General features: G+C 60.9%; 19 protein-coding genes. 5 read left to right on the plus strand and 14 right to left on the minus strand.

All coding sequences use genetic code 11. From position 1 onward, the window contains the following. Positions 1 to 173: 173 nt before the first annotated feature. A complete protein-coding gene (locus tag AC1DX3_RS06950) occupies positions 174 to 524 on the plus strand; it encodes a DUF1428 domain-containing protein (protein WP_476988524.1) in 351 nt (116 codons plus the stop codon). Between the two features lie 130 nt (positions 525 to 654). Here AC1DX3_RS06950 and AC1DX3_RS06955 read toward each other — a convergent pair whose 3' ends face one another. From AC1DX3_RS06955 to atpH, 5 genes are read right to left on the minus strand one after another with little or no spacing between them, the layout of a single operon-like run. Next, positions 655 to 930, minus strand: a complete 276-nt coding sequence (locus AC1DX3_RS06955) for an ATP synthase F1 subunit epsilon (RefSeq protein WP_476988525.1) — start codon at positions 928 to 930, stop codon at positions 655 to 657. A gap of 2 nt (positions 931 to 932) precedes the next feature. Beyond that, positions 933 to 2381 carry a F0F1 ATP synthase subunit beta gene (gene atpD / locus AC1DX3_RS06960; protein WP_476988526.1) on the minus strand — a complete coding sequence of 483 codons (1449 nt, stop codon included), beginning with the start codon at positions 2379 to 2381 and terminating at the stop codon, positions 933 to 935. A 10-nt stretch (positions 2382 to 2391) separates the two neighbouring features. Beyond that, positions 2392 to 3267, minus strand: coding sequence for a F0F1 ATP synthase subunit gamma (locus AC1DX3_RS06965; RefSeq protein ID WP_476988527.1), 876 nt, complete (start codon positions 3265 to 3267; stop codon positions 2392 to 2394). 19 nt (positions 3268 to 3286) lie between these two features. Next, positions 3287 to 4819: a F0F1 ATP synthase subunit alpha gene (atpA, locus tag AC1DX3_RS06970; RefSeq protein ID WP_476988528.1), complete on the minus strand. Its 1533-nt coding sequence runs from the start codon at positions 4817 to 4819 to the stop codon at positions 3287 to 3289. A 5-nt stretch (positions 4820 to 4824) separates the two neighbouring features. Continuing rightward, the gene (gene atpH, locus AC1DX3_RS06975) at positions 4825 to 5394 is read right to left on the minus strand and encodes an ATP synthase F1 subunit delta (RefSeq protein ID WP_476988529.1); all 570 of its coding nucleotides are present in this window, start codon (positions 5392 to 5394) and stop codon (positions 4825 to 4827) included. Between the two features lie 247 nt (positions 5395 to 5641). On the opposite strand from atpH, the gene AC1DX3_RS06980 reads away from it, so the two are divergent. Both AC1DX3_RS06980 and AC1DX3_RS06985 read left to right on the plus strand, forming a co-directional pair. Beyond that, on the plus strand, positions 5642 to 6370 hold the full coding sequence (locus tag AC1DX3_RS06980) for a TerC family protein (protein ID WP_476988530.1): 729 nt from the start codon (positions 5642 to 5644) through the stop codon (positions 6368 to 6370). 61 nt (positions 6371 to 6431) lie between these two features. Then, a complete protein-coding gene (locus AC1DX3_RS06985) occupies positions 6432 to 7310 on the plus strand; it encodes a hypothetical protein (protein ID WP_476988531.1) in 879 nt (292 codons plus the stop codon). A gap of 1 nt (position 7311) precedes the next feature. On the opposite strand, the gene AC1DX3_RS06990 is transcribed toward AC1DX3_RS06985, so the two are convergent. From AC1DX3_RS06990 to AC1DX3_RS07000, 3 genes are read right to left on the minus strand one after another with little or no spacing between them, the layout of a single operon-like run. Next, positions 7312 to 7605 carry a type II toxin-antitoxin system RelE/ParE family toxin gene (locus AC1DX3_RS06990; protein WP_476988532.1) on the minus strand — a complete coding sequence of 98 codons (294 nt, stop codon included), beginning with the start codon at positions 7603 to 7605 and terminating at the stop codon, positions 7312 to 7314. Beyond that, positions 7602 to 7847, minus strand: a complete 246-nt coding sequence (locus tag AC1DX3_RS06995; protein WP_476988533.1) for a type II toxin-antitoxin system ParD family antitoxin — start codon at positions 7845 to 7847, stop codon at positions 7602 to 7604. Before AC1DX3_RS06995 ends, AC1DX3_RS06990 begins: the two co-directional genes overlap by 4 nt. A gap of 29 nt (positions 7848 to 7876) precedes the next feature. Continuing rightward, complete coding sequence (locus AC1DX3_RS07000; protein ID WP_476988534.1) at positions 7877 to 10084, minus strand: primosomal protein N'; 2208 nt, start codon at positions 10082 to 10084, stop codon at positions 7877 to 7879. A gap of 118 nt (positions 10085 to 10202) precedes the next feature. Here AC1DX3_RS07000 and AC1DX3_RS07005 point away from each other — a divergent pair, with 118 nt between their 5' ends. After that, positions 10203 to 10886: a DUF484 family protein gene (locus tag AC1DX3_RS07005; RefSeq protein ID WP_476988535.1), complete on the plus strand. Its 684-nt coding sequence runs from the start codon at positions 10203 to 10205 to the stop codon at positions 10884 to 10886. Between the two features lie 254 nt (positions 10887 to 11140). Beyond that, positions 11141 to 12055: a tyrosine recombinase XerC gene (locus tag AC1DX3_RS07010; protein ID WP_476988536.1), complete on the plus strand. Its 915-nt coding sequence runs from the start codon at positions 11141 to 11143 to the stop codon at positions 12053 to 12055. A gap of 5 nt (positions 12056 to 12060) precedes the next feature. Here AC1DX3_RS07010 and AC1DX3_RS07015 read toward each other — a convergent pair whose 3' ends face one another. The 6 genes from AC1DX3_RS07015 to odhB form a co-directional block, all read right to left on the minus strand. After that, positions 12061 to 12840 carry a hypothetical protein gene (locus tag AC1DX3_RS07015; RefSeq protein WP_476988537.1) on the minus strand — a complete coding sequence of 260 codons (780 nt, stop codon included), beginning with the start codon at positions 12838 to 12840 and terminating at the stop codon, positions 12061 to 12063. Positions 12841 to 12906: 66 nt separating this feature from the next. After that, a complete protein-coding gene (locus tag AC1DX3_RS07020; protein ID WP_476988538.1) occupies positions 12907 to 13377 on the minus strand; it encodes a GNAT family N-acetyltransferase in 471 nt (156 codons plus the stop codon). Positions 13378 to 13519: 142 nt separating this feature from the next. Next, positions 13520 to 14929, minus strand: a complete 1410-nt coding sequence (lpdA, locus tag AC1DX3_RS07025; protein ID WP_476988539.1) for a dihydrolipoyl dehydrogenase — start codon at positions 14927 to 14929, stop codon at positions 13520 to 13522. Between the two features lie 165 nt (positions 14930 to 15094). Further along, entirely contained in the window at positions 15095 to 15652 is a 558-nt protein-coding gene (locus AC1DX3_RS07030; protein WP_476988540.1) for a hypothetical protein, read from the minus strand. A 66-nt stretch (positions 15653 to 15718) separates the two neighbouring features. Next, positions 15719 to 16597 (minus strand): hypothetical protein, encoded by an 879-nt coding sequence (locus AC1DX3_RS07035; protein WP_476988541.1) that lies wholly within the window; start codon positions 16595 to 16597, stop codon positions 15719 to 15721. Between the two features lie 138 nt (positions 16598 to 16735). Beyond that, positions 16736 to 18274, minus strand: a complete 1539-nt coding sequence (gene odhB / locus AC1DX3_RS07040) for a 2-oxoglutarate dehydrogenase complex dihydrolipoyllysine-residue succinyltransferase (protein WP_476988542.1) — start codon at positions 18272 to 18274, stop codon at positions 16736 to 16738. Positions 18275 to 18276 lie beyond the last annotated feature (2 nt).

Consider the following 18276-nt stretch of genomic DNA (forward strand, 5'->3'; position numbering starts at 1 on the left):
CTTCTTCCTGACTTAGCCTTGGCCCTCTGGGCCAGGCTTAGTCAGGAAAAGGGAAGGCTTGGGGCCTCAGGCCCCAAACCCCGTAAACTCCCAGCCAGGTCTCACGCAGTTGTGCGCCCCCCTCCCCGTCATCCGATGATACAAAACAGGCTCCAACGCGAAAGGAGCCTGCCATGGCCTATGTCGACGGTTTTTTAATCCCGGTCAAAAAGACCAACAAGGACGCCTATGTGAAGATGGCGCAGATGGCCGCCGAAATCTGGAAAGACAACGGCGCGCTCGAAGTCGTCGAATGCTGGGGCGACGATGTCCCCGAAGGCAAGGTCACGTCGTTTCCGATGGCAGTGAAGCTGGAAGAAGACGAGGTGGTGGTGTTTTCGTGGGTCACCTGGCCCGACCGACAATCACGCGACGCCGGGAACGAAAAGGTCATGGCCGATCCGCGCATGCAAATGAACCAGGATATGCCGTTTGACGGCAAGCGGCTGATCTTCGGTGGGTTCGAAGTTATCAGCAAGGTGTGAGCTAAATTTACGAGGTCTGGGGGCTGTGCCCCAGGTCTTTCCCTATCCATGAAAAAGCCTGGGCCGATAGCCCAGGCTTTTTCATGGATTAAGAGAAGATGTGGGGCCTCAGGCCCCACACCCCGCAAATTTAGTGCACGGTTTCGATATACTCGTCCGCATGCTCCGCCAGGATCGTCATGCCGTCTTCGTTGACATCGGCGAAACCGCCACGAACCTGGAACACCCGGCTCTTGCCTTCGTTGACGATCGTCACCTGACCTTCGGCCAGGGTCGTCATGAACGGCGCGTGGTGCGCCAGGACATCGAACTCACCTTCAGAACCCGGAGCGATGACGTGATCGACTTCACCCGAATAAAGTTCGGCTTCCGGAGTCACCAGCGAAACGTGGAGTTTATCGGACATGCTTACTTGCCCTCGCCAGCCAGGCGCTCGGCCTTGGCGATGGCGTCCTCGATCGTGCCGACCATGTAGAAGGCGGCTTCCGGCAGATGATCGTAGTCACCATTGCAGATGCCCTTGAAGCCCTTGATGGTGTCTTCGATCGACATCAGCACGCCCGGCGTGCCGGTGAAGATTTCAGCGACGTGGAAGGGCTGCGACATGAAGCGCTGGATCTTGCGGGCGCGGGCGACGACCAGCTTGTCGTCTTCGGACAGTTCGTCCATACCCAGAATGGCGATGATGTCCTTCAACGCCTTGTACTGCTGCAGGATTTCCTGAACGCGCGTGGCGGTGTCGTAGTGTTCCTGGCCGACGACGCGCGGGTCGAGAATACGCGAGGTCGAGTCGAGCGGATCGACGGCCGGATAGATGCCCTGTTCGGCGATCGAACGCGACAGAACCGTCGTGGCGTCCAAGTGGGCGAACGAAGTGGCCGGCGCCGGGTCGGTCAAGTCGTCGGCCGGGACGTAAACGGCTTGAACCGAGGTGATCGAGCCCTTGTTGGTCGAGGTGATGCGTTCCTGCAGACGGCCCATTTCGGTGGCCAGAGTCGGTTGATAACCGACGGCCGACGGAATACGGCCCAGCAAGGCGGACACTTCGGAACCGGCCTGGGTGAAACGGAAGATGTTGTCGACGAAGAACAGAACGTCCTTGCCTTCGACGTCGCGGAAATATTCGGCCTGGGCCAGGCCGGTCAAGGCGACGCGGGCGCGGGCGCCGGGAGGTTCGTTCATTTGACCGTAAACCAGGGTACAGCGCGACGTGCCGCCGCCGCCCTTTTGGTTGACGTTCGACTCGATCATTTCGTGATAGAGGTCGTTGCCTTCGCGGGTACGTTCACCGACGCCGGCGAACACGGAATAGCCACCGTAGGCCTTGGCGATGTTGTTGATCAGTTCCTGGATCGTAACGGTCTTGCCGACGCCGGCGCCGCCGAACAGGCCGATCTTGCCGCCCTTGGCGTATGGGCAGATCAGGTCGACGACCTTGATGCCGGTGACCAGCAGCTCGGCCGAGGTCGCTTGATCGGCGAAGGCCGGGGCATCGGCGTGGATCGGGTTGAAGAAGGTGGTGTCGATCGGACCGGCTTCGTCGATCGGCTCGCCGATGACGTTCATGATGCGGCCGAGCGTCGCCGGGCCGACCGGCACGGTGATGGCGGCGCCGGTGTCGGCGACGGCCTGACCGCGGACCAGACCTTCGGTGGCGTCCATGGCGATGGTGCGGACGGTGTTTTCACCCAGATGCTGGGCGACTTCGAGGACCAGACGCGCGCCGGTGGCGGTGTTGGTGGTCTCAAGGGCGTTCAGGATGGCAGGCAGCTTGCCGTCGAACTCGACGTCGACGACGGCGCCGATGATTTGCGAGACCTTGCCGGTCGCGGCGACGATCTTTTGGATGGCGGACATGTGTAATTCCTTACAGGGCTTCGGCGCCGGCGATGATCTCGATCAGTTCGGTCGTGATCTGGGCCTGGCGTTTGCGGTTATATTTCAGGGTCATCGCGTTGATCATGTCGCCGGCATTACGCGTGGCATTATCCATCGCGCTCATCTGGGCGGCATAGAAACCGGCGTTGTTTTCAAGCATGCTGGACAGCAGTTGCACGCTGAGATTCCGCGGCAGCAAGACTTCCAGGATTTCCTCTTCCGAGGGCTCGTATTCGTAGACGGCGCCATGGGTATCTTCCACGGCCTTTTCGTCGACCTCGACCGGGATGAGACGCTTGGGCGTCGGCACCTGGGCGATGACCGATTGGAAACGCGAATAGAACAGCGTCACCACGTCAGCACGGCCTTCGAGGAATTCGGCGGTGATCTTTTCGGCGATCGGCTTGACGGCGTCGAGCGTCAGCACCTTGGTGCCCGACATGTCGAACGAGTCGACGATCTTGTCGGCAAACTGCCGCTTCAGGGTGTCGCGGCCCTTACGGCCCACGGTAATGATGCGAACCTTATTGCCGGCGGCGATCTGTTCCTTGATGAAAACGATAGCGGCGCGGGCGATATTGGAGTTGAAACCGCCGGCCAGACCGCGATCGGCGGTGGCTACGACCACCAATTGGTTGGTCTGGGAACCGTTGCCGACCAGCATTTGCGGCGCCGAGTCGCCGGTGATGCCCTTCGCCAGGTTGGCGATGACAGCCGCCATGCGCTTCGCATAGGGACGGGCGTTTTCCGCCGAGTCCTGCGCCCGCTTCAGCTTGGCTGCCGCCACCATCTGCATCGCCTTCGTGATCTTCTGCGTGGCTTTCACGCTGCCGATCTGAACGCGCATGTCCTTTAAGCTTGCCATGGTCTGGGTCTATCCGGGCTTAGGCGAAGTTCGAAGTGAAGTCGGCGACGACGGTCTTGAGCTGGGCTTCGAGGTCGGCCGACAGGGCCTTCTGCTCGCGGATCGCGGTCAGGAGGTCGAGGTGGCGGGTGCGCAGCAGCGACAAGAGGTCGGCTTCGTAGCGGCGGACGTCACCGACGGCGACAGTATCGAGATAACCACGGGTACCGGCATAGATGACCGCAACCTGCTCTTCGACCTTCAGCGGCGAATATTGCGGCTGCTTCAAGAGCTCCGTCAGACGGGCGCCACGCGCCAGCAGACGCTGGGTGGCGGCGTCGAGGTCGGAACCAAACTTGGCGAAGGCGGCCATTTCGCGATACTGGGCCAGGTCGCCCTTGATGGCGCCGGCAACCTGCTTCATCGCCTTGATCTGGGCCGACGAACCGACGCGCGACACCGACAGACCGACGTTGACGGCCGGACGGATGCCCTGGAAGAACAGGTCGGTTTCGAGGAAGATCTGGCCGTCGGTGATCGAGATCACGTTGGTCGGGATGTAGGCCGAGACGTCGTTGGCCTGGGTTTCGATGATCGGCAGGGCGGTCAGCGAGCCAGAACCGTTTTCTTCGTTGAGCTTGGCGGCGCGTTCCAGCAGGCGGCTGTGCAGGTAGAAGACGTCGCCAGGATAGGCTTCGCGGCCGGGCGGACGGCGCAGCAGCAGGGACATCTGACGATAGGCGACGGCTTGCTTGGACAGATCGTCATAGATGATCAGGCCGTGCATGCCGTTGTCGCGGAACCATTCGCCCATGGCGCAACCGGCGAAGGGCGCGATGAATTGCAGCGGGGCGGGCTCGGAGGCAGTGGCGGAAACGATGATGGTGTATTCCAGGGCGCCGTTTTCTTCCAAAGCCTTGACGATCTGGGCGACGGTCGAGCGCTTCTGGCCGATCGCGACATAGATGCAATACAGCTTGGCCGACTCGTCGGTGCCGGCATTGATCGCCTTCTGGTTCAGGATGGCGTCGATGGCGACGGCGGTCTTACCGGTTTGACGGTCACCGATGATCAGTTCGCGCTGGCCGCGGCCGACGGGGATCAGGGTGTCGATGGCCTTGATGCCGGTCTGCACGGGTTCGTGCACCGACTTGCGCGGGATGATACCCGGCGCCTTGACGTCGACGCGGCGCGATTCGGTCGAAACGATCGGGCCCTTGCCGTCGATCGGCTCACCCAGCGGGTTGACGACGCGGCCGAGCAGGCCACGGCCGACCGGCACCTGGACGATTTCGCCGAGGCGGCGGACTTCGTCGCCTTCGGAGATGTCGCGGTCTTCGCCGAAGATAACGATACCGACATTGTCCTTTTCCAGGTTCAGGGCCATGCCCTTGACGCCGGCTTTCGGGAACAGCACCATTTCGCCGGCCTGAACCTTGTCGAGACCGTAAACGCGGGCGATACCGTCGCCGACGCTGAGTACCTGGCCTACGTCGGAGACGTCGGCTTCTTCACCGAAACCAGCAATTTGAGCTTTGAGGATGGCCGAGATTTCGGCAGCACGAATGTCCATGGGTATTACGCTCTCTTAAGGGCGAATTTAAGGGAATCAAGTTTGGTCTTGAGCGAAGCGTCAAACAGACGCGAGCCTACGCGGACCTTCAGCCCGCCCAGGAGAGCCGGATCAACGGAGGTGCTGATGTCGGCGGCGTGGCCCAGGGTCTTGCCCAGGGCCGTCTTGAGGTCTTCCAGCTGCGACGCGGTGAGCGGCACGGCTGAGATGACGTCGGCGCTGACGATGCCCTTATGGGCGGCGTAGAGCCGGTTGAAAGCGGTGATGAACGGCAGGACTTCGCCGATGCGGCGGTTGGCCGCCAGGACGCTGAGGGTCTTCCTGATCAGGTCGTTGAGCTTAAGGCCGCCGGCCTTCTTGCCTTCGGCGACGGCCAGCAGGCCGTTCAGCTTGACGTCCGACTTATAAACCTGCGACCCGACGAAGGTGCGCAGCTCGCTGCTCGACAGAAGCAGAGCCTTGAGCGCGGCGAGATCGCCATGAACCTTGTCGAGGACTTTTCCGTCCTGCGCCAGTTCGAAGGCGGCCTTGGCATAACGCGCTGCGGCTTCCGTTTCTCGAAATTGATCGTTCACGTGTGAATCCGTGTAAATGGAGCTGTATTGCTTTTGTGGCATAGGCTCACGGGCGCAGATAAGCGCCTCTTCGTGTGACGAGCCGCGCGCCTCTTAGCATAGGGATTTTGGCATCGCAACCAAACAAGGCCAAAAAACACGGAACAGCGGCCAAAATATCTTTTGTGCGGGAGCCTTGAGATTTAAGGCAATTCTTTTATTTAGGACAGAGTGTCGCCCGCAGCAAAAAGACAGAGATTTAGGCCAAATGAACGATATAACAGTACTATTACTCGACCCCGCCGCCTGGGCAGCGCTGTTGACGTTGATCGTCATGGAGATTGTCTTGGGGATCGACAATCTGGTCTTCGTTTCCATTCTAACCAATAAATTGCCCGAGGCGCAAAGGCCCCGTGCCCGCGCCATCGGTTTGTTCGGCGCCCTGGGCCTGCGTGTCGCGCTGCTGGGCAGCCTCTATATCATCGTCAATCTCAAGGCGGCGGTGTTCACTTTGTTCGGGCACGGTTTCTCGTGGCGCGACCTGATCCTGATCGGCGGCGGCATATTCCTGATCTATAAGGCGACCTCCGAGATCATCGAATCGACCGACGGCCACGCCGATGGCGACAATAAGCCGCAGCCCAAGCGCATGAGCATGACAGCGGCGATCGTGCAGATCCTGATCCTCGACCTGGTCTTTTCGGTCGACAGCATCCTGACCGCGGTCGGCATGACCGACCACCTGCCGATCATGATCGCGGCCGTCCTGGTGGCTGTCGGCTTGATGTTCGCGGCCTCGGGTCCAATCTCGGCCTTCATCCACAAGCACGCCAGTATCGTCATGCTGGCGCTCGGCTTCCTTCTGATGATTGGTGTGGTTCTCGTGATGGAAGGCTTCGGCCATCATATCGACAAGGGCTATATCTACGCCGCCATGGCCTTTGCCGGCTTTGTCGAGGCGCTGCAGATGTTCCGGCGCAAGAAGAAGAAGACGTAACGCCGTATTAAGTTCGCCCGTGGCATAGTCCATTCTTCCTCAGCAGAAGGCTCAAGGAATTATGGACGTCACTATCCGCACCAATTCGGGCGCGCCCCTGATCACACCGTGGTCGGCGCGCGGCATGTCCAACGACAAATACAACCTCCTGACCAAGGCCGACGAGAAGAAGCGCACCATCGAGACGGTGGCGTCCAAGGCCTTCGAGTCGCCGGTAATGAAGGCGGCCGATAAGGACAAGAGCTTCATCCGGGAAAAGATCGAGGGCATCAAGAAACGGTTGCAGATCCTGCGAAAACTGTTCTCCGGCAATCCGAAGGAGATGGCCAAGGCCTTGGCCCAGGTGTTCAAGGAGTTGAAGGCCGCGCTCAAGGACTATAAGGCGGCCACCGACAAGGAAATTGGGGCCAGCGCTGGCGCTGTCGACGCGATGATGCCGGCCGATGTGGCGATGGCCCCACCGGCGGACGCCACCGCGGACGATGCTTCGAAGGACGATACGGCGAAAGACACGGATGCGGCGCCTGAGGAGGCTTCCGCAACGGATGAACCTGCCCAGGATCCTGCCGTGGCCATCGAACAACCGACCGCCGCGGCCGAGCCTGCGCCGCCGTTGGCCGATCCAGCGGTTGCGGCAGCGCCCCATGACGAGAAGCACGCCCTTTATGGTCAGATCGCGGAAAAGGTAAAGACCATGGCTGGCGAAGACGGCCTGGAATTCACCAAGGAAATCAAAGGCCTGGTCCAGTGGATCGAAGACAAGATGCTGACGCCGGCGCGTATCCAGATGAAGGCGAAAAAGCCTGACAAGGACACCGATAAGGCGTTCGAGGATGTCGATAAGGAATTGAAGGCGTTGAAGAAGGAGATGGAAGACATCGAGCGCGACATCAAACGCGAAGCGCCGGCGGTTGGGCAGCACCTGGATGTAGCGGCTTAATTTACAGGTGGCGTTTGAAGTCCATCGCTTGGTGAAGGACACGTTTCACGTCAATACTATCGGCGATCACTTGATAAAAGATGACATGTGTACCGACAGACATACGGTAGTACCCGTGCCGTATCTGGCCGCTTTGTCTTCCCAGGTAAGGTTTATCAGCCAGTCGGGACAACATCTTGCGTAAAGCCAGAACGTAATCCTCAGCCTGTTCTTCTCCCCATTTTTCAAATGACCATTCGTAAACGTCGTCAATATCCGCCTGAGCAAGTGGCGATAGGATAAGACGGCGTGTCATTTTGCGTGTTGGGCTCGTTTACGAGCTAAAAAATCGTCAAAGTCAAATTCGGTAGACTGACCGCTTTGCTCACCGGCAATCAGGGCCGCGCGAAGAGTTTCAAGCTTCGCCTCATCTTCTTCAAGCAACCTCAAACCAGCTCGTACAACATCACTCGCGGAATTATATCGCCCCCCCTTTACCTGAGTGTCGATAAAGCTCACGAAGTGATCATTCAGCGTAAAAGATGTGTTCTTGCCCATTCTGGCCTCCGATACCAGAAATGGGTATATCACAAAAAACTGTACGGGTCGATATCGACGACCAGCCGGATCGCATTCGGCCGCTTGATCGCCGCCAGCCAGTGCGAAACGAAGGCCTGGAGATCGCGGTTGCGATCGGCGCGGACGAGGAACCGTTTGCGCCATTGGCCGCGCACCAGGGCCAGCGGCGCGTCGGCCGGACCGTAGACATCGATGCCGTCGCTGTGCGGGATAAACAGGGCTAGTTCGCGCGAAAACTTGCTGAGCAGGTTTTGGTCCTTGGCCGTCAGGATCAAGGCCGCCAATCGGCCGAAGGGCGGGAACTTGGCCATTTCGCGTGACATCGATTCATAGGTGTAGAAGGCCTCGCGATCGCCCTGCGCCAGGGCCTGCATGACCGGATGTTCGGGCGTATAGGTTTGCAGCAGGGCCTTGCCGGGTTTCAGCTTGCGCCCTGCCCGGCCGGTCGCCTGGGCCAGGAGCTGGAAGGTGCGCTCGGCCGCGCGCAGGTCGCCGCCCTTGAGGCCCAGATCGGCATCGACCACGCCCACCAGGGTCAGGTTGGGGAAGTTGTGGCCCTTGGCCGCCGCCTGGGTCGCGATGATGATATCGATATCGTGGTCTTCGATACGGCGGATCAGGCTGGCCGAGGCGGCTGCATCTGGCACGGTGTCCGACGAAAAAACCTCGGCGCGCGCCTCGGGGAAGCGGCTCTGCACCTCTTCTAGAATGCGTTCGACGCCGGGACCGACCGAGATCAGGCTGTCCTTCGCCCCGCAATGCGGACAGGCGGCCGGTTTGCGCATCGAAAAACCGGTCAGGTGACAGACCAGCCGGCCCGACGAGCGGTGTTCAACCAGCCACGAATCGGTCTTGGGCGAGGTCATTTTCTCGCCGCACGCCTTGCACAGGACCAGCGGCGCATAGCCGCGGCGGTTGAGGAACAGCAGGACCTGTTCGCGGCGCTGCAGGGTCGCCAGGATTTCGCCGACCAGGGTGTCCGACAGCCACATGCCTTTATCGGGCGCGTGTTGTTTCATGTCGATCAGGGCGATGTCGGGCATGACGGCGACGCCGTGACGCTGGGCCAAGCGGATCCATTGGTAGCGGCCCTTTTGTGCATTGGTCAGGGTTTCCAGCGAAGGCGTCGCCGAGGCGAGGACAACCATGGCGCCGTCCATGCGGGCGCGGAAGACGGCCAGGTCGCGGGCATGGTAGCGCACGCCGTCTTCCTGCTTGTAGGAACCGTCGTGTTCTTCGTCGACGACGATCAGGCCGAGGCGTTGATAGGGCAGGAACAGGGCCGAGCGCGCGCCGACGACCAGGCGGACCTTGCCCTTGGCGACGCCTTCCCAGATGCGCCGGCGCGAGCTGTTGGTGATGTTGGCGTGCCATTGCGCCACCTCGACGCCGAAACGCGCCTCGAGGCGCCCGAGTACCGCCTGGGTCAGGGCGATTTCGGGCAGCAGGACCAGGACCTGAGCCTCCGGGTCGGCGCGCAGGACGTCGGCGACGGCTTCGAGATAGACTTCGGTCTTGCCCGAGCCGGTGACGCCGTCGAGCAGGACCGGCGCAAAAGCATGTTTCGCCTGTTCGATCTGGAGCAGGCCGTGGGCCGCTGCCTGATCGTCGTTGAGCCGCGCCGCGGCGAAGTCGGGATCGGGTTGCGGCCAGGCTTCATCGGCGGCGAGGTCGACCTTGGCCAGGACGCCTTCTTTTTCCAGGGCGCTGACCACGCCGGTCGACACGCCGGCGGCCATGGCGAGATCGCTCAGGGTCATCGGCACCAGCGCGGTGTCCAAAACCGCCTGACGCGCCTTTGTCATCCGGCCGGGTTGCTCACCCGTCAGGACATAGCCCTGGCGGGCCTGGGGCCGCGGGATTTTCAAGGCGCGGATACAGCCGTTCAAAAACACGCCCGGCGGGGTCAAGGTCCATTGCGCCGCCCATAGCCAGAAGTTCAGGCTGGCTTCGGGGACGGTGGGATCGTCGAGTTTAGCGATCACCGGTTTGAGATTGATCCTCTCTTCGCCGGGTTCGGTGCGCTCGAAGCCGATCACAAGACCGCGTACTTTGGCGTGACCCAAGGGTACCAGGACATGTTCGCCGATTGCGAGATTTAGTTCCGCCGGTAGGGCATAATCGAGGGCTTCGGCCATCGGCGCCAGGACAACAACCTTAGCAATCAGGGTTAAATTGTCTCCCGATTGGGATGGAACAGGGGCGGCCAGACTCATGGTTTAGCCTCTAGCACGAAAACGAAAGCTTTGTCACAACTGGACCGCAAAAGCGCTTCACAGACGCCGTTTCTCACACTACAGTAAGGGCTAGTTCCAGCGAAAGTTTACCCGGTTGATGAGTTCCGAAGGCGGCATCATTTCTCCCGATCTCGACGATTGGCAGGCCCTGCGCCGCCATCTCGTTAAGCACGCCGACGCGATCGCGCGCGACACGGCCCTGCTCGAAGCCTTGGGCTTGCAGGCCAAGTCGCGCCACCTGATCGACTTCGGTCCGGCCGCCCTGTCGCGTCTCGAACAACGCGCGCTGAAGGACTTCGACGTTCGCCGCCAGCTCGAAATCACTGCGAAAGCCAATTTCGACGCCCAGACCCAGACACACGGCCTGGTCCTCAGCCTGCTGGAATCGCGCAACCATTCCGACCTGGCCCGCCGGCTCAACGAAGAGGCGCGCGAGCGTTTCGGCCTAGTCGCCGCGACGATTGCCCTGGAAGATACGGCGCCCGTGCCGCTTGGCTGGAAGACACTCGATTACGGCGGCGTCGACTACATTATCGGTGAAAACGGTCTGTCCCTGTTGGGCCCCGACGGTGTCTGCCGCGTTTTGTTCGACGAAGATGTCAAGCGCGTCAAGTCGGCCGCCGTTCTGCGCATCGCCCTGTGGCGCGAAGGCCGGCCGGGCCTGGTTGCCTTCGGTTCCAGCGATTACGAAGGCTTTTCGCCGGAAATGGGCGCCGAATTAGTCGCTTTCGTCGCCCGGGTTGCCGAAAGAGTCGCCGAACGTTGGCCGGTGCTGGCCTGACAGGCCGCGGGCGGGAACTTTCTTACGGCCGGGCCTTAAAATCGCCGTGCATGTTCCCTATATATTCCTCAAGGAATGTTCTTCTGCGTCCTTGAGGTCTCCTTCTCCGTACAGCCCCCTAAAGGTTCGCGGGGATGCCCTCTCACCACAAACCCGCTTATCCATAAGGATGGGGAGGGGGGCCGCACCGGCGCAGAAGAACACTTCCTTAAGGCCGCACACTTCTTTAAGGGTGTTTTGGCACACTCCCCCGCATGACTTTAGCTGACGCACAATTGGCCTGGATTTCCTGGCTAAAGAACCAGAAGCGCTGTTCGCCGCGCACGCTGGAAGCCTATGCCCACGCCTTTCGTTACTACGTCGATCATCTGCGCGGATCGGTTTCCGGCGAGCTGACGCTTGACGATGTCGTCGCCGTATCCTCCGGCGATATCCGCGGCTGGATGGCGCATCTGCGCGGCAAGGATAATCCGTTGTCGGCGCGTTCCCTGGCCCAGCATCTGTCGGCGATCAAATCCTTTCATAGCTGGCTGGACCTGCATCTCGACCGGCCCAATCCGCAGGTGGCGCTGATGCGCGGACCGCGACTGAAGGCTACCCTGCCCCGGCCCTTGAACCAAGACCAGGCGGCGGCCCTGATGACCGAGACGCGGCTGGACAGCGACCGCGACGATTGGGAAAATGCCCGCGACGAGGCCGTCTATATGCTGCTCTATGGATTAGGCCTGCGGATTTCCGAAGCGCTATCCTTGACCGTGCGCGATACGCCCCTCCCCGACAGTTTGCGTATCACCGGTAAGGGCAACAAGATGCGCAGCCTGCCGGTTCTGGAAGCCGTACGCGATGCCGTCGATCGTTATATCGCCTTGCAACCTTTTACGCTTAATCCCGACGACAAGCTGTTTCGCGCCAAGCGTGGCGGCGACCTGTCACCGCGCCACGTCCAGGCCAGTGTCCAGCATATGCGCTCGCGGCTGGGCCTGAGCGACCGCGCCACGCCGCACGCGTTGCGGCATTCGTTTGCCACACACCTGCTGGGCTCCGGCGCGGATTTGAGGTCGATCCAGGAATTGCTGGGTCATGTGTCTTTGTCGACAACGCAGAAATATACCCAGGTCGATACGGAGCGCCTGCTCAGCGCCTACGCGGCCGCGCATCCAAAGGGATAAGTGGATCAGTCCTTGCCCTTGGTGACACTGATCGTAAATTCCGGCTGGTAAATCGTCTTCATCAAGGTCTTGTCGTGGGCATAGACATCCTTGCCACCGCACAGGGCTTGATTGTCGAGATCCTCGTCCGTCGGTTCCTTGTCTTCGAGGGCCAACATCACGTCGCTCATATCCAGGCCGCCGGAATCGGCCTTGCCGTCTTTGGGGAGCGTGATCGCACCCATCAATTGCCGCATCATTTCCTCACCGGAAACGTCGTCTATGACGGCCTTGAGGCATTGGCGGCTTTGCTGGACCACCGCCGGATCCAGGGTGGTACGTGCGTGATCGACCTTGCCGAACCAATAGTCCGGATCATGGATGGCGTGAACCAGCAGGACGGCCTGTTGTTCGGCCTCGGTCGGCTTGACGAAGGCGTCCATGGTCATGTCCGAGGTATCGGCGTCCTTATGTTTCTTTTCGTATTTGAGGCGCGCATCGTGCACGCGACCGGCGTAGTCGTTGTAGATGTCGCGCTGGGCAGGCGGCACTGCCTCCATATTATCGCGCTTTGCATCCATGGCGAGGCCGTAGGTCCAGGCGGCTTCCGGGTCGTTGCCGAGGGCGGCTTGGTAGAGCGTGGCGATCGGCTGGCTGAGGGCCGCATCGATCTTGGCGGCGAATTGCGGCGCGCGGGCCATGGAGGCTCCGCGGTCGACGGGCGGTGTCGATGGCGCGTCATCGGCATGCGCGGTGCCGGCCAGAGCCAAAACACCTGCCAAAACGGCTATGGAAACATGTCGCATGAAAATCCCCCTGAATGGGTTTCAGGGTATACCGGCCTGCGCCAAACCACAAGGCGACGGGATCTGCTATTTCAGCGACAAGTCGTAGATGATGTCACAGCGTTTGTAGCGCGAGCGTTCGGCTTCGGTGAGGGGGATTTCGATGAAGCCTTCGCTAACATAAAGGGCATTGGCGGGTTTCAGGCTGGTATTGGTGAAGATTTTCAGGATATCGGCGCCCTTGGCTGTGGCACGGTCGCGGCAGAAGCGCAGGAGAGCGCGGGCAACGCCGTGGCCGCGGGCCTTTTCGTCGACGCCGAGTTTGGTGAACTCGAAGACGCCGGGGGCGTAGTTCAGGAGGGCGCAAACGCCGACGATATCGCCATCGAGGGCGCCGAACCAGATCTCGCCGCCGGGTTCGATGATCATCTTTTCGGGCTGGGTGAGGACGAGGTCGTCGAAGGGTTCGACAGTGAAATAGTGCTCGATCCAGGTGCGGTTGAGGCGATCGAAATCGGGCGCCAGGTCGGAGGTGAAGGGGAGGATGGTGACGGTCATGCGCAGCCCTTAAGTTATGGGGCGTGGGGTCCGCGACCCCACATCCTTGCTTCTTCTTTTCTTGCCCTGGCCCAACGGGCCGAGGCAAGAAAAGAAAAGGGAAGACTTGGGGGCACAGCCCCCACGCCCCGATACCTTCAGGCTACGCCTGCATCGTCCAGTTCTCCACGCCCATGGCCGCCTGCTTGACGGCTTCCGAACGCGTCGGGTGCGGGTGACAGGTGCGCGCCAAGTCTTCCGACGCTCCGCCGAAAGCCATCAGCACACACGCCTCGCCGATCATTTCACCAACCTGCGGGCCCATCATGTGCACGCCCAAAACCTTGTCCGTCTTGGCGTCGGCGATGAACTTCACAAAGCCGTCAGTCTCATGGTTGATCTTGGCTCGGCTATTGGCCATGAACGGGAACTTGCCGGTCTTGTACGCCACGCCCGACGCCTTGACCTGCTCCTCGGTCTGGCCGACCCAGGCAACTTCCGGGAAGGTGTAAACGACGGACGGGACCAGATTGTAATCGACATGACCCGCCTTGCCGGCAATCAATTCGATGCAGGCCACCGCGTCTTCTTCGGCCTTGTGCGCCAGCATAGGCCCAAGGATCACATCGCCGATCGCCCACACACCCGGCGCCGCAGTCTTGAAATGGTTGGTCGGGATAAAGCCGCGCGAATCCGTGGCGACGCCGACCGTGTCGAGCCCCAAACCCTTGGTGAAGGGACGGCGGCCGATCGCCACCAGGACGACATCGGCCGTGACCTTTTCGGCATTGCCGCCGGCAGCGGCTTCCAGGGTCAACTCGACCCCCTTGGGACCCGTCTTGGCCGAAGTCACCTTGGTGCCCAGCTTGAAGGTCACGCCCTGCTTTTCCAGCGAACGCTTGAAGGCCGTGGCGGTTTCGGTATCCATGCCCGGAGTGATGCGGTCGAGGAATTCAACGACGGTCACCTGCGAACCCAGGCGGCGCCAAACCGAACCCAGTTCCAGGCCGATAATGCCGGCGCCGACGACGACCAGGGACTTCGGCACGGACGACAAGGACAGGGCGCCGGTGGAATCGACAATCTGCTTTTGATCGACATCGACGCCCGGCAGCGGCGTCGGTTCCGAACCCGTGGCGATGACGATGTTTTTCGCCAGTAAGGTCTGGGCCTTGCCGTCAGGGCCGGTGACGGTCACGCGACCCTGGCCGGCGATCGTGCCGCGGCCGACAAAATAGGTCACCTTGTTCTTCTTCATCAGGAATTCGACACCCTTGGTCAGGGCGGTGACGCTGTCCTGCTTGGACTTCATCATCTGAACGAGGTTGAGCTTCGGCGCCGGCACGTCGATGCCGATATTGGCGAATTCGTGGGCGGCCGTTTCGAACAGCTCCGACGCGTGCAGCAGAGCCTTCGACGGCATGCAACCGACATTGAGACAGGTGCCACCGAGGACGCCCCGGCTTTCGACGATCGCGGTTTTCAGGCCCAATTGGCCGGCGCGCACCGCGGCATTATAGCCACCCGGTCCGCCACCGATGATCACTACGTCGAAATTGTTGTCGTCAGCCATGCCCGGGGCCTTTCCTATCAAGGAGTTTTGCTGCCCGTTAGCTAGGAGCCTGAAGCGTTTGGGTCAAGTCGTTTTGCGACTTTATTTCAGACCCTGGTTCAGCTCAAGCGGCTAGGCGCCCCCTCGGCGAGCGCTTGTCCGCTACTGACTGTGGACAATCGCCCGTCAGACCATGACATCTGGCATATCGCGGTCGGTGGGCAGCAGGTCCTTGGGCAATCGCCGCCGCGACATATAGACGAGGAAACCCAACACCAGAGCGACCAGGGTCAGGACATAGCGCGGATCCCACCCCGACAGGATATCGAAGATTTTATCGTAGAAAGTGCCACCCTTATTGCCATTGGTGACATAGGTCAGGACACAGTCGGCGATAAAGCCCAGGACGTAGGTGAAGGCCGAGCGGAAGTTGCCGTTGGCATGCAGCCAGGCCGCGGTCACATAGAGCAGGATAACAGCGCCCCACAGCAGGATGACCGGCGTGTTCTGGGTTTCGATGGCCTCAACGGCCGTGTCGCCCTGGATCGAGTCCATATTGGGCGCCACGACGGCGCCGTCCGAGGGACCATTAAAGCCGCCGTTATAATCGCTTTGATCCATGCTGCGCATGCCGGTGACAGGCGCGGCCGATGGCGGGAACAGGAAGGCTTTGGCGACAGGAAAAGCAATCCACAACGCGTACAGCACCACGATGATGGCGAAGATATAGCGCACATATTTCATGGCAGAACTCCCGTCGATTATGGTTAACGGAAGCTTAACCCAAACGGCCGGGCTTGCCTATAGGGATCAGTTTTCCGGCTTGGGCGGGTCACCCAGGGTCGCCAGGACGGCGGCAGGATTATCCTTCATGGCGCCGAGCGGCCCCAGGTTCTGCGCCGCGAAGGCGACAACCTGGTTGAAATAGTCGACGGAACCGCAGGCGATCTGGCCTTCCGACCAGGCCAGGCGATAGTTCTTCACGGCTGTCGCCTGAATGGTGGCGAACTGATCCGGGGTCAGCTTGGTTTCCGTGATGTCGACCAGTTGCGCCTTGCGCATGCGGGCGAAACCATACGCCGATTGCACACAGGCCGCCGAGGCATTGACGACATTAGGTCGCAAAATCAGATCCTGGTTGAGATTGAATTCCTGATCCTGATCGGAATTGTCGAGGATGAAGCTGTTCATGGCCGCACCGCTGGCGCCACCCGCGCCGCCGGACATATCGACCGTCATATTGGCCATGGCGCGAGGCTTGGGCCGACCGACATGCTTGGCGAGATAGATCCAGAACTCGGACTGATCGAGCATGGAATCTTCATCGAAAGTAACGTCGCCGAACTTGTCGGATTTGTTGACATAGAGGTCGAGCATGGCTCGGAAGCCGCGTTTCAGCTTCTCCTTATCGTCCTTGCTCATGGCCGCCGACACCGAGCTGCGACCGAGATCGAGCGCCAGGCCGTATTCCAGCATCAGGTCGGGGTGGTTGACGTCGGCCTTGGCCAGCAGGTCCATCATCGGCGTCGTCATAGCCGCATTGATATAGGTCTGGCCCTTGACGCTGTCCTCGACCGTGAAGGTTTCCTTGTTGCTGAGCTCCTTGCGCCGCGTCGCCGCGTCGGCATCAACACCAATCGCCAAAGACGCTACCGCCAAAACCCAAACCGCTACCTGACCGAGACGCATTTCAAACCCCTGAATAATTATTTTGAATAACTTAATTCATTCCGGCCCTTAGCGCTACCTAAAACAAAACCCCGCAAGATCGCTCTTGCGGGGTTTATGCAGATTTCCGACAGCCTGTGTCGGCAAGACCACTAGAAATTACACATCCAACACAAAGCGTTGCGGATCTTCCAGGCCTTCCTTGACGCGGACCAGGAAGGTGACGGCTTCCTTGCCATCGACGATGCGGTGGTCGTAGCTCAGCGCCAGGTACATCATCGGACGGATGACGACCTGACCATTGACGGCCATGGGACGATCCTTGATGGCATGCATGCCCAGGATACCGACTTGCGGCATGTTGAGGATCGGCGTCGACATCAGCGAACCGTAGATGCCGCCATTGGTGATAGTGAAGGTACCGCCTTGCAATTGGTCGAGGCTGAGCGTGCCGTCGCGGGCCTGTTTGCCCAGAGCGGCGATGCCCTTTTCGATGCCGGCGAGCGACAGGGTGTCGACATCGCGCAAAACCGGCACGACCAGGCCCTTTTCGGTGCCGACCGCAACGCCGAGGTCATAGTGGTTCTTGTAGATGATGTCGGTGCCGTCGATTTCGGCATTGACCGCCGGAATGTCCTTCAGTGCCGCGATCACGGCCTTGGCGAAGAACGACATGAATCCGAGCTTGACGCCGTGGCGCTTTTCGAAAGCGTCCTTATAGGCGTTGCGCAGGTTCATGATGGTCGACATGTCGACCTCGTTGAACGTCGTCAGCTGAGCCGCGGTGTTCTGCGATTCCTTGAGGCGGCGGGCGATGGTTTGACGCAGGCGCGTCATCTTCACACGTTCCTCATGAGCGCCGACCGCGCGCGGCGCCGACGGCACCGGTGCGGCGACGACGGGAGAGGTGGCAACTGCGGTGGCGCCGGAGAGAGCCGCCAGGGCGTCGCCCTTGGTGATGCGGCCGTCCTTGCCCGTGCCGTCGACCTTGTTCGGGTCGAGGCCCGACTCAGTCACGATGCGTTGTACGGACGGCGACAGCGGCTTGTCCGGCGAGCCCGCCGGGGGGGAAACGGGAGCGGCCGCAGGTGCTGGAGTTGAGGCGGCAGGCGCCGAGGCAACGGCACCACTGGCGGAAATGCGTGCGATGACCTGACCCGGCGTGACCGTGCCGCCATCGGCGACGACGATCTCGGCCAGGACACCGTCGGACGGGGCGGCGACTTCGAGCGCGACCTTGTCGGTTTCGATCTCGACCAGGATCTCGTCCTTCTTAACGGCGTCGCCCTTCTTCTTTTTCCAGGAACCGAGCGTGCCTTCGGAGACRCTTTCACCCATAACCGGGGTCTTGACGTCAACGGTACCGCTGGCGGCAGGCGCCGGTGCGGAAGCGACAGCCGCCGGAGCAGCAGCAACGGGCGCCGGTGCAGGTGTCGCTGCGGGAGCGGCAGGCGCCGCAACAGCGCCGGCGCCGCCGACTGAGCCCAGCACGGTGCCGGGATAGACGGTTTCACCTTCACCGACCAGGATGGTCAGGACGCCATCGGCCGGCGACGACACTTCGAGCGAAACCTTGTCGGTTTCAAGCTCAACCAGCACTTCGTCTTTTTTGACCGTGTCGCCGGACTTCTTGGTCCACTTGGCGATGGTGGCTTCGGTTACGGATTCCCCCAGAACGGGAGTTAGGATGTCAGCCATGA

The organism is Asticcacaulis sp. P2_B1, from assembly GCF_056404915.1.

Bases quoted from the DNA above. Each gene is read 5' to 3' on its own strand.
- AC1DX3_RS06950 (WP_476988524.1), top strand. From the start codon at position 174: ATGGCCTATGTCGACGGTTTTTTAATCCCGGTCAAAAAGACCAACAAG.
- AC1DX3_RS06955 (WP_476988525.1), bottom strand. From the start codon at position 930: ATGTCCGATAAACTCCACGTTTCGCTGGTGACTCCGGAAGCCGAACTT.
- atpD (WP_476988526.1), bottom strand. From the start codon at position 2,381: ATGTCCGCCATCCAAAAGATCGTCGCCGCGACCGGCAAGGTCTCGCAA.
- AC1DX3_RS06965 (WP_476988527.1), bottom strand. From the start codon at position 3,267: ATGGCAAGCTTAAAGGACATGCGCGTTCAGATCGGCAGCGTGAAAGCC.
- atpA (WP_476988528.1), bottom strand. From the start codon at position 4,819: ATGGACATTCGTGCTGCCGAAATCTCGGCCATCCTCAAAGCTCAAATT.
- AC1DX3_RS06980 (WP_476988530.1), top strand. From the start codon at position 5,642: ATGAACGATATAACAGTACTATTACTCGACCCCGCCGCCTGGGCAGCG.
- AC1DX3_RS06985 (WP_476988531.1), top strand. From the start codon at position 6,432: ATGGACGTCACTATCCGCACCAATTCGGGCGCGCCCCTGATCACACCG.
- AC1DX3_RS06990 (WP_476988532.1), bottom strand. From the start codon at position 7,605: ATGACACGCCGTCTTATCCTATCGCCACTTGCTCAGGCGGATATTGAC.
- AC1DX3_RS06995 (WP_476988533.1), bottom strand. From the start codon at position 7,847: ATGGGCAAGAACACATCTTTTACGCTGAATGATCACTTCGTGAGCTTT.
- AC1DX3_RS07000 (WP_476988534.1), bottom strand. From the start codon at position 10,084: ATGAGTCTGGCCGCCCCTGTTCCATCCCAATCGGGAGACAATTTAACC.
- AC1DX3_RS07005 (WP_476988535.1), top strand. From the start codon at position 10,203: ATGAGTTCCGAAGGCGGCATCATTTCTCCCGATCTCGACGATTGGCAG.
- AC1DX3_RS07010 (WP_476988536.1), top strand. From the start codon at position 11,141: ATGACTTTAGCTGACGCACAATTGGCCTGGATTTCCTGGCTAAAGAAC.
- AC1DX3_RS07015 (WP_476988537.1), bottom strand. From the start codon at position 12,840: ATGCGACATGTTTCCATAGCCGTTTTGGCAGGTGTTTTGGCTCTGGCC.
- AC1DX3_RS07020 (WP_476988538.1), bottom strand. From the start codon at position 13,377: ATGACCGTCACCATCCTCCCCTTCACCTCCGACCTGGCGCCCGATTTC.
- lpdA (WP_476988539.1), bottom strand. From the start codon at position 14,929: ATGGCTGACGACAACAATTTCGACGTAGTGATCATCGGTGGCGGACCG.
- AC1DX3_RS07030 (WP_476988540.1), bottom strand. From the start codon at position 15,652: ATGAAATATGTGCGCTATATCTTCGCCATCATCGTGGTGCTGTACGCG.
- AC1DX3_RS07035 (WP_476988541.1), bottom strand. From the start codon at position 16,597: ATGCGTCTCGGTCAGGTAGCGGTTTGGGTTTTGGCGGTAGCGTCTTTG.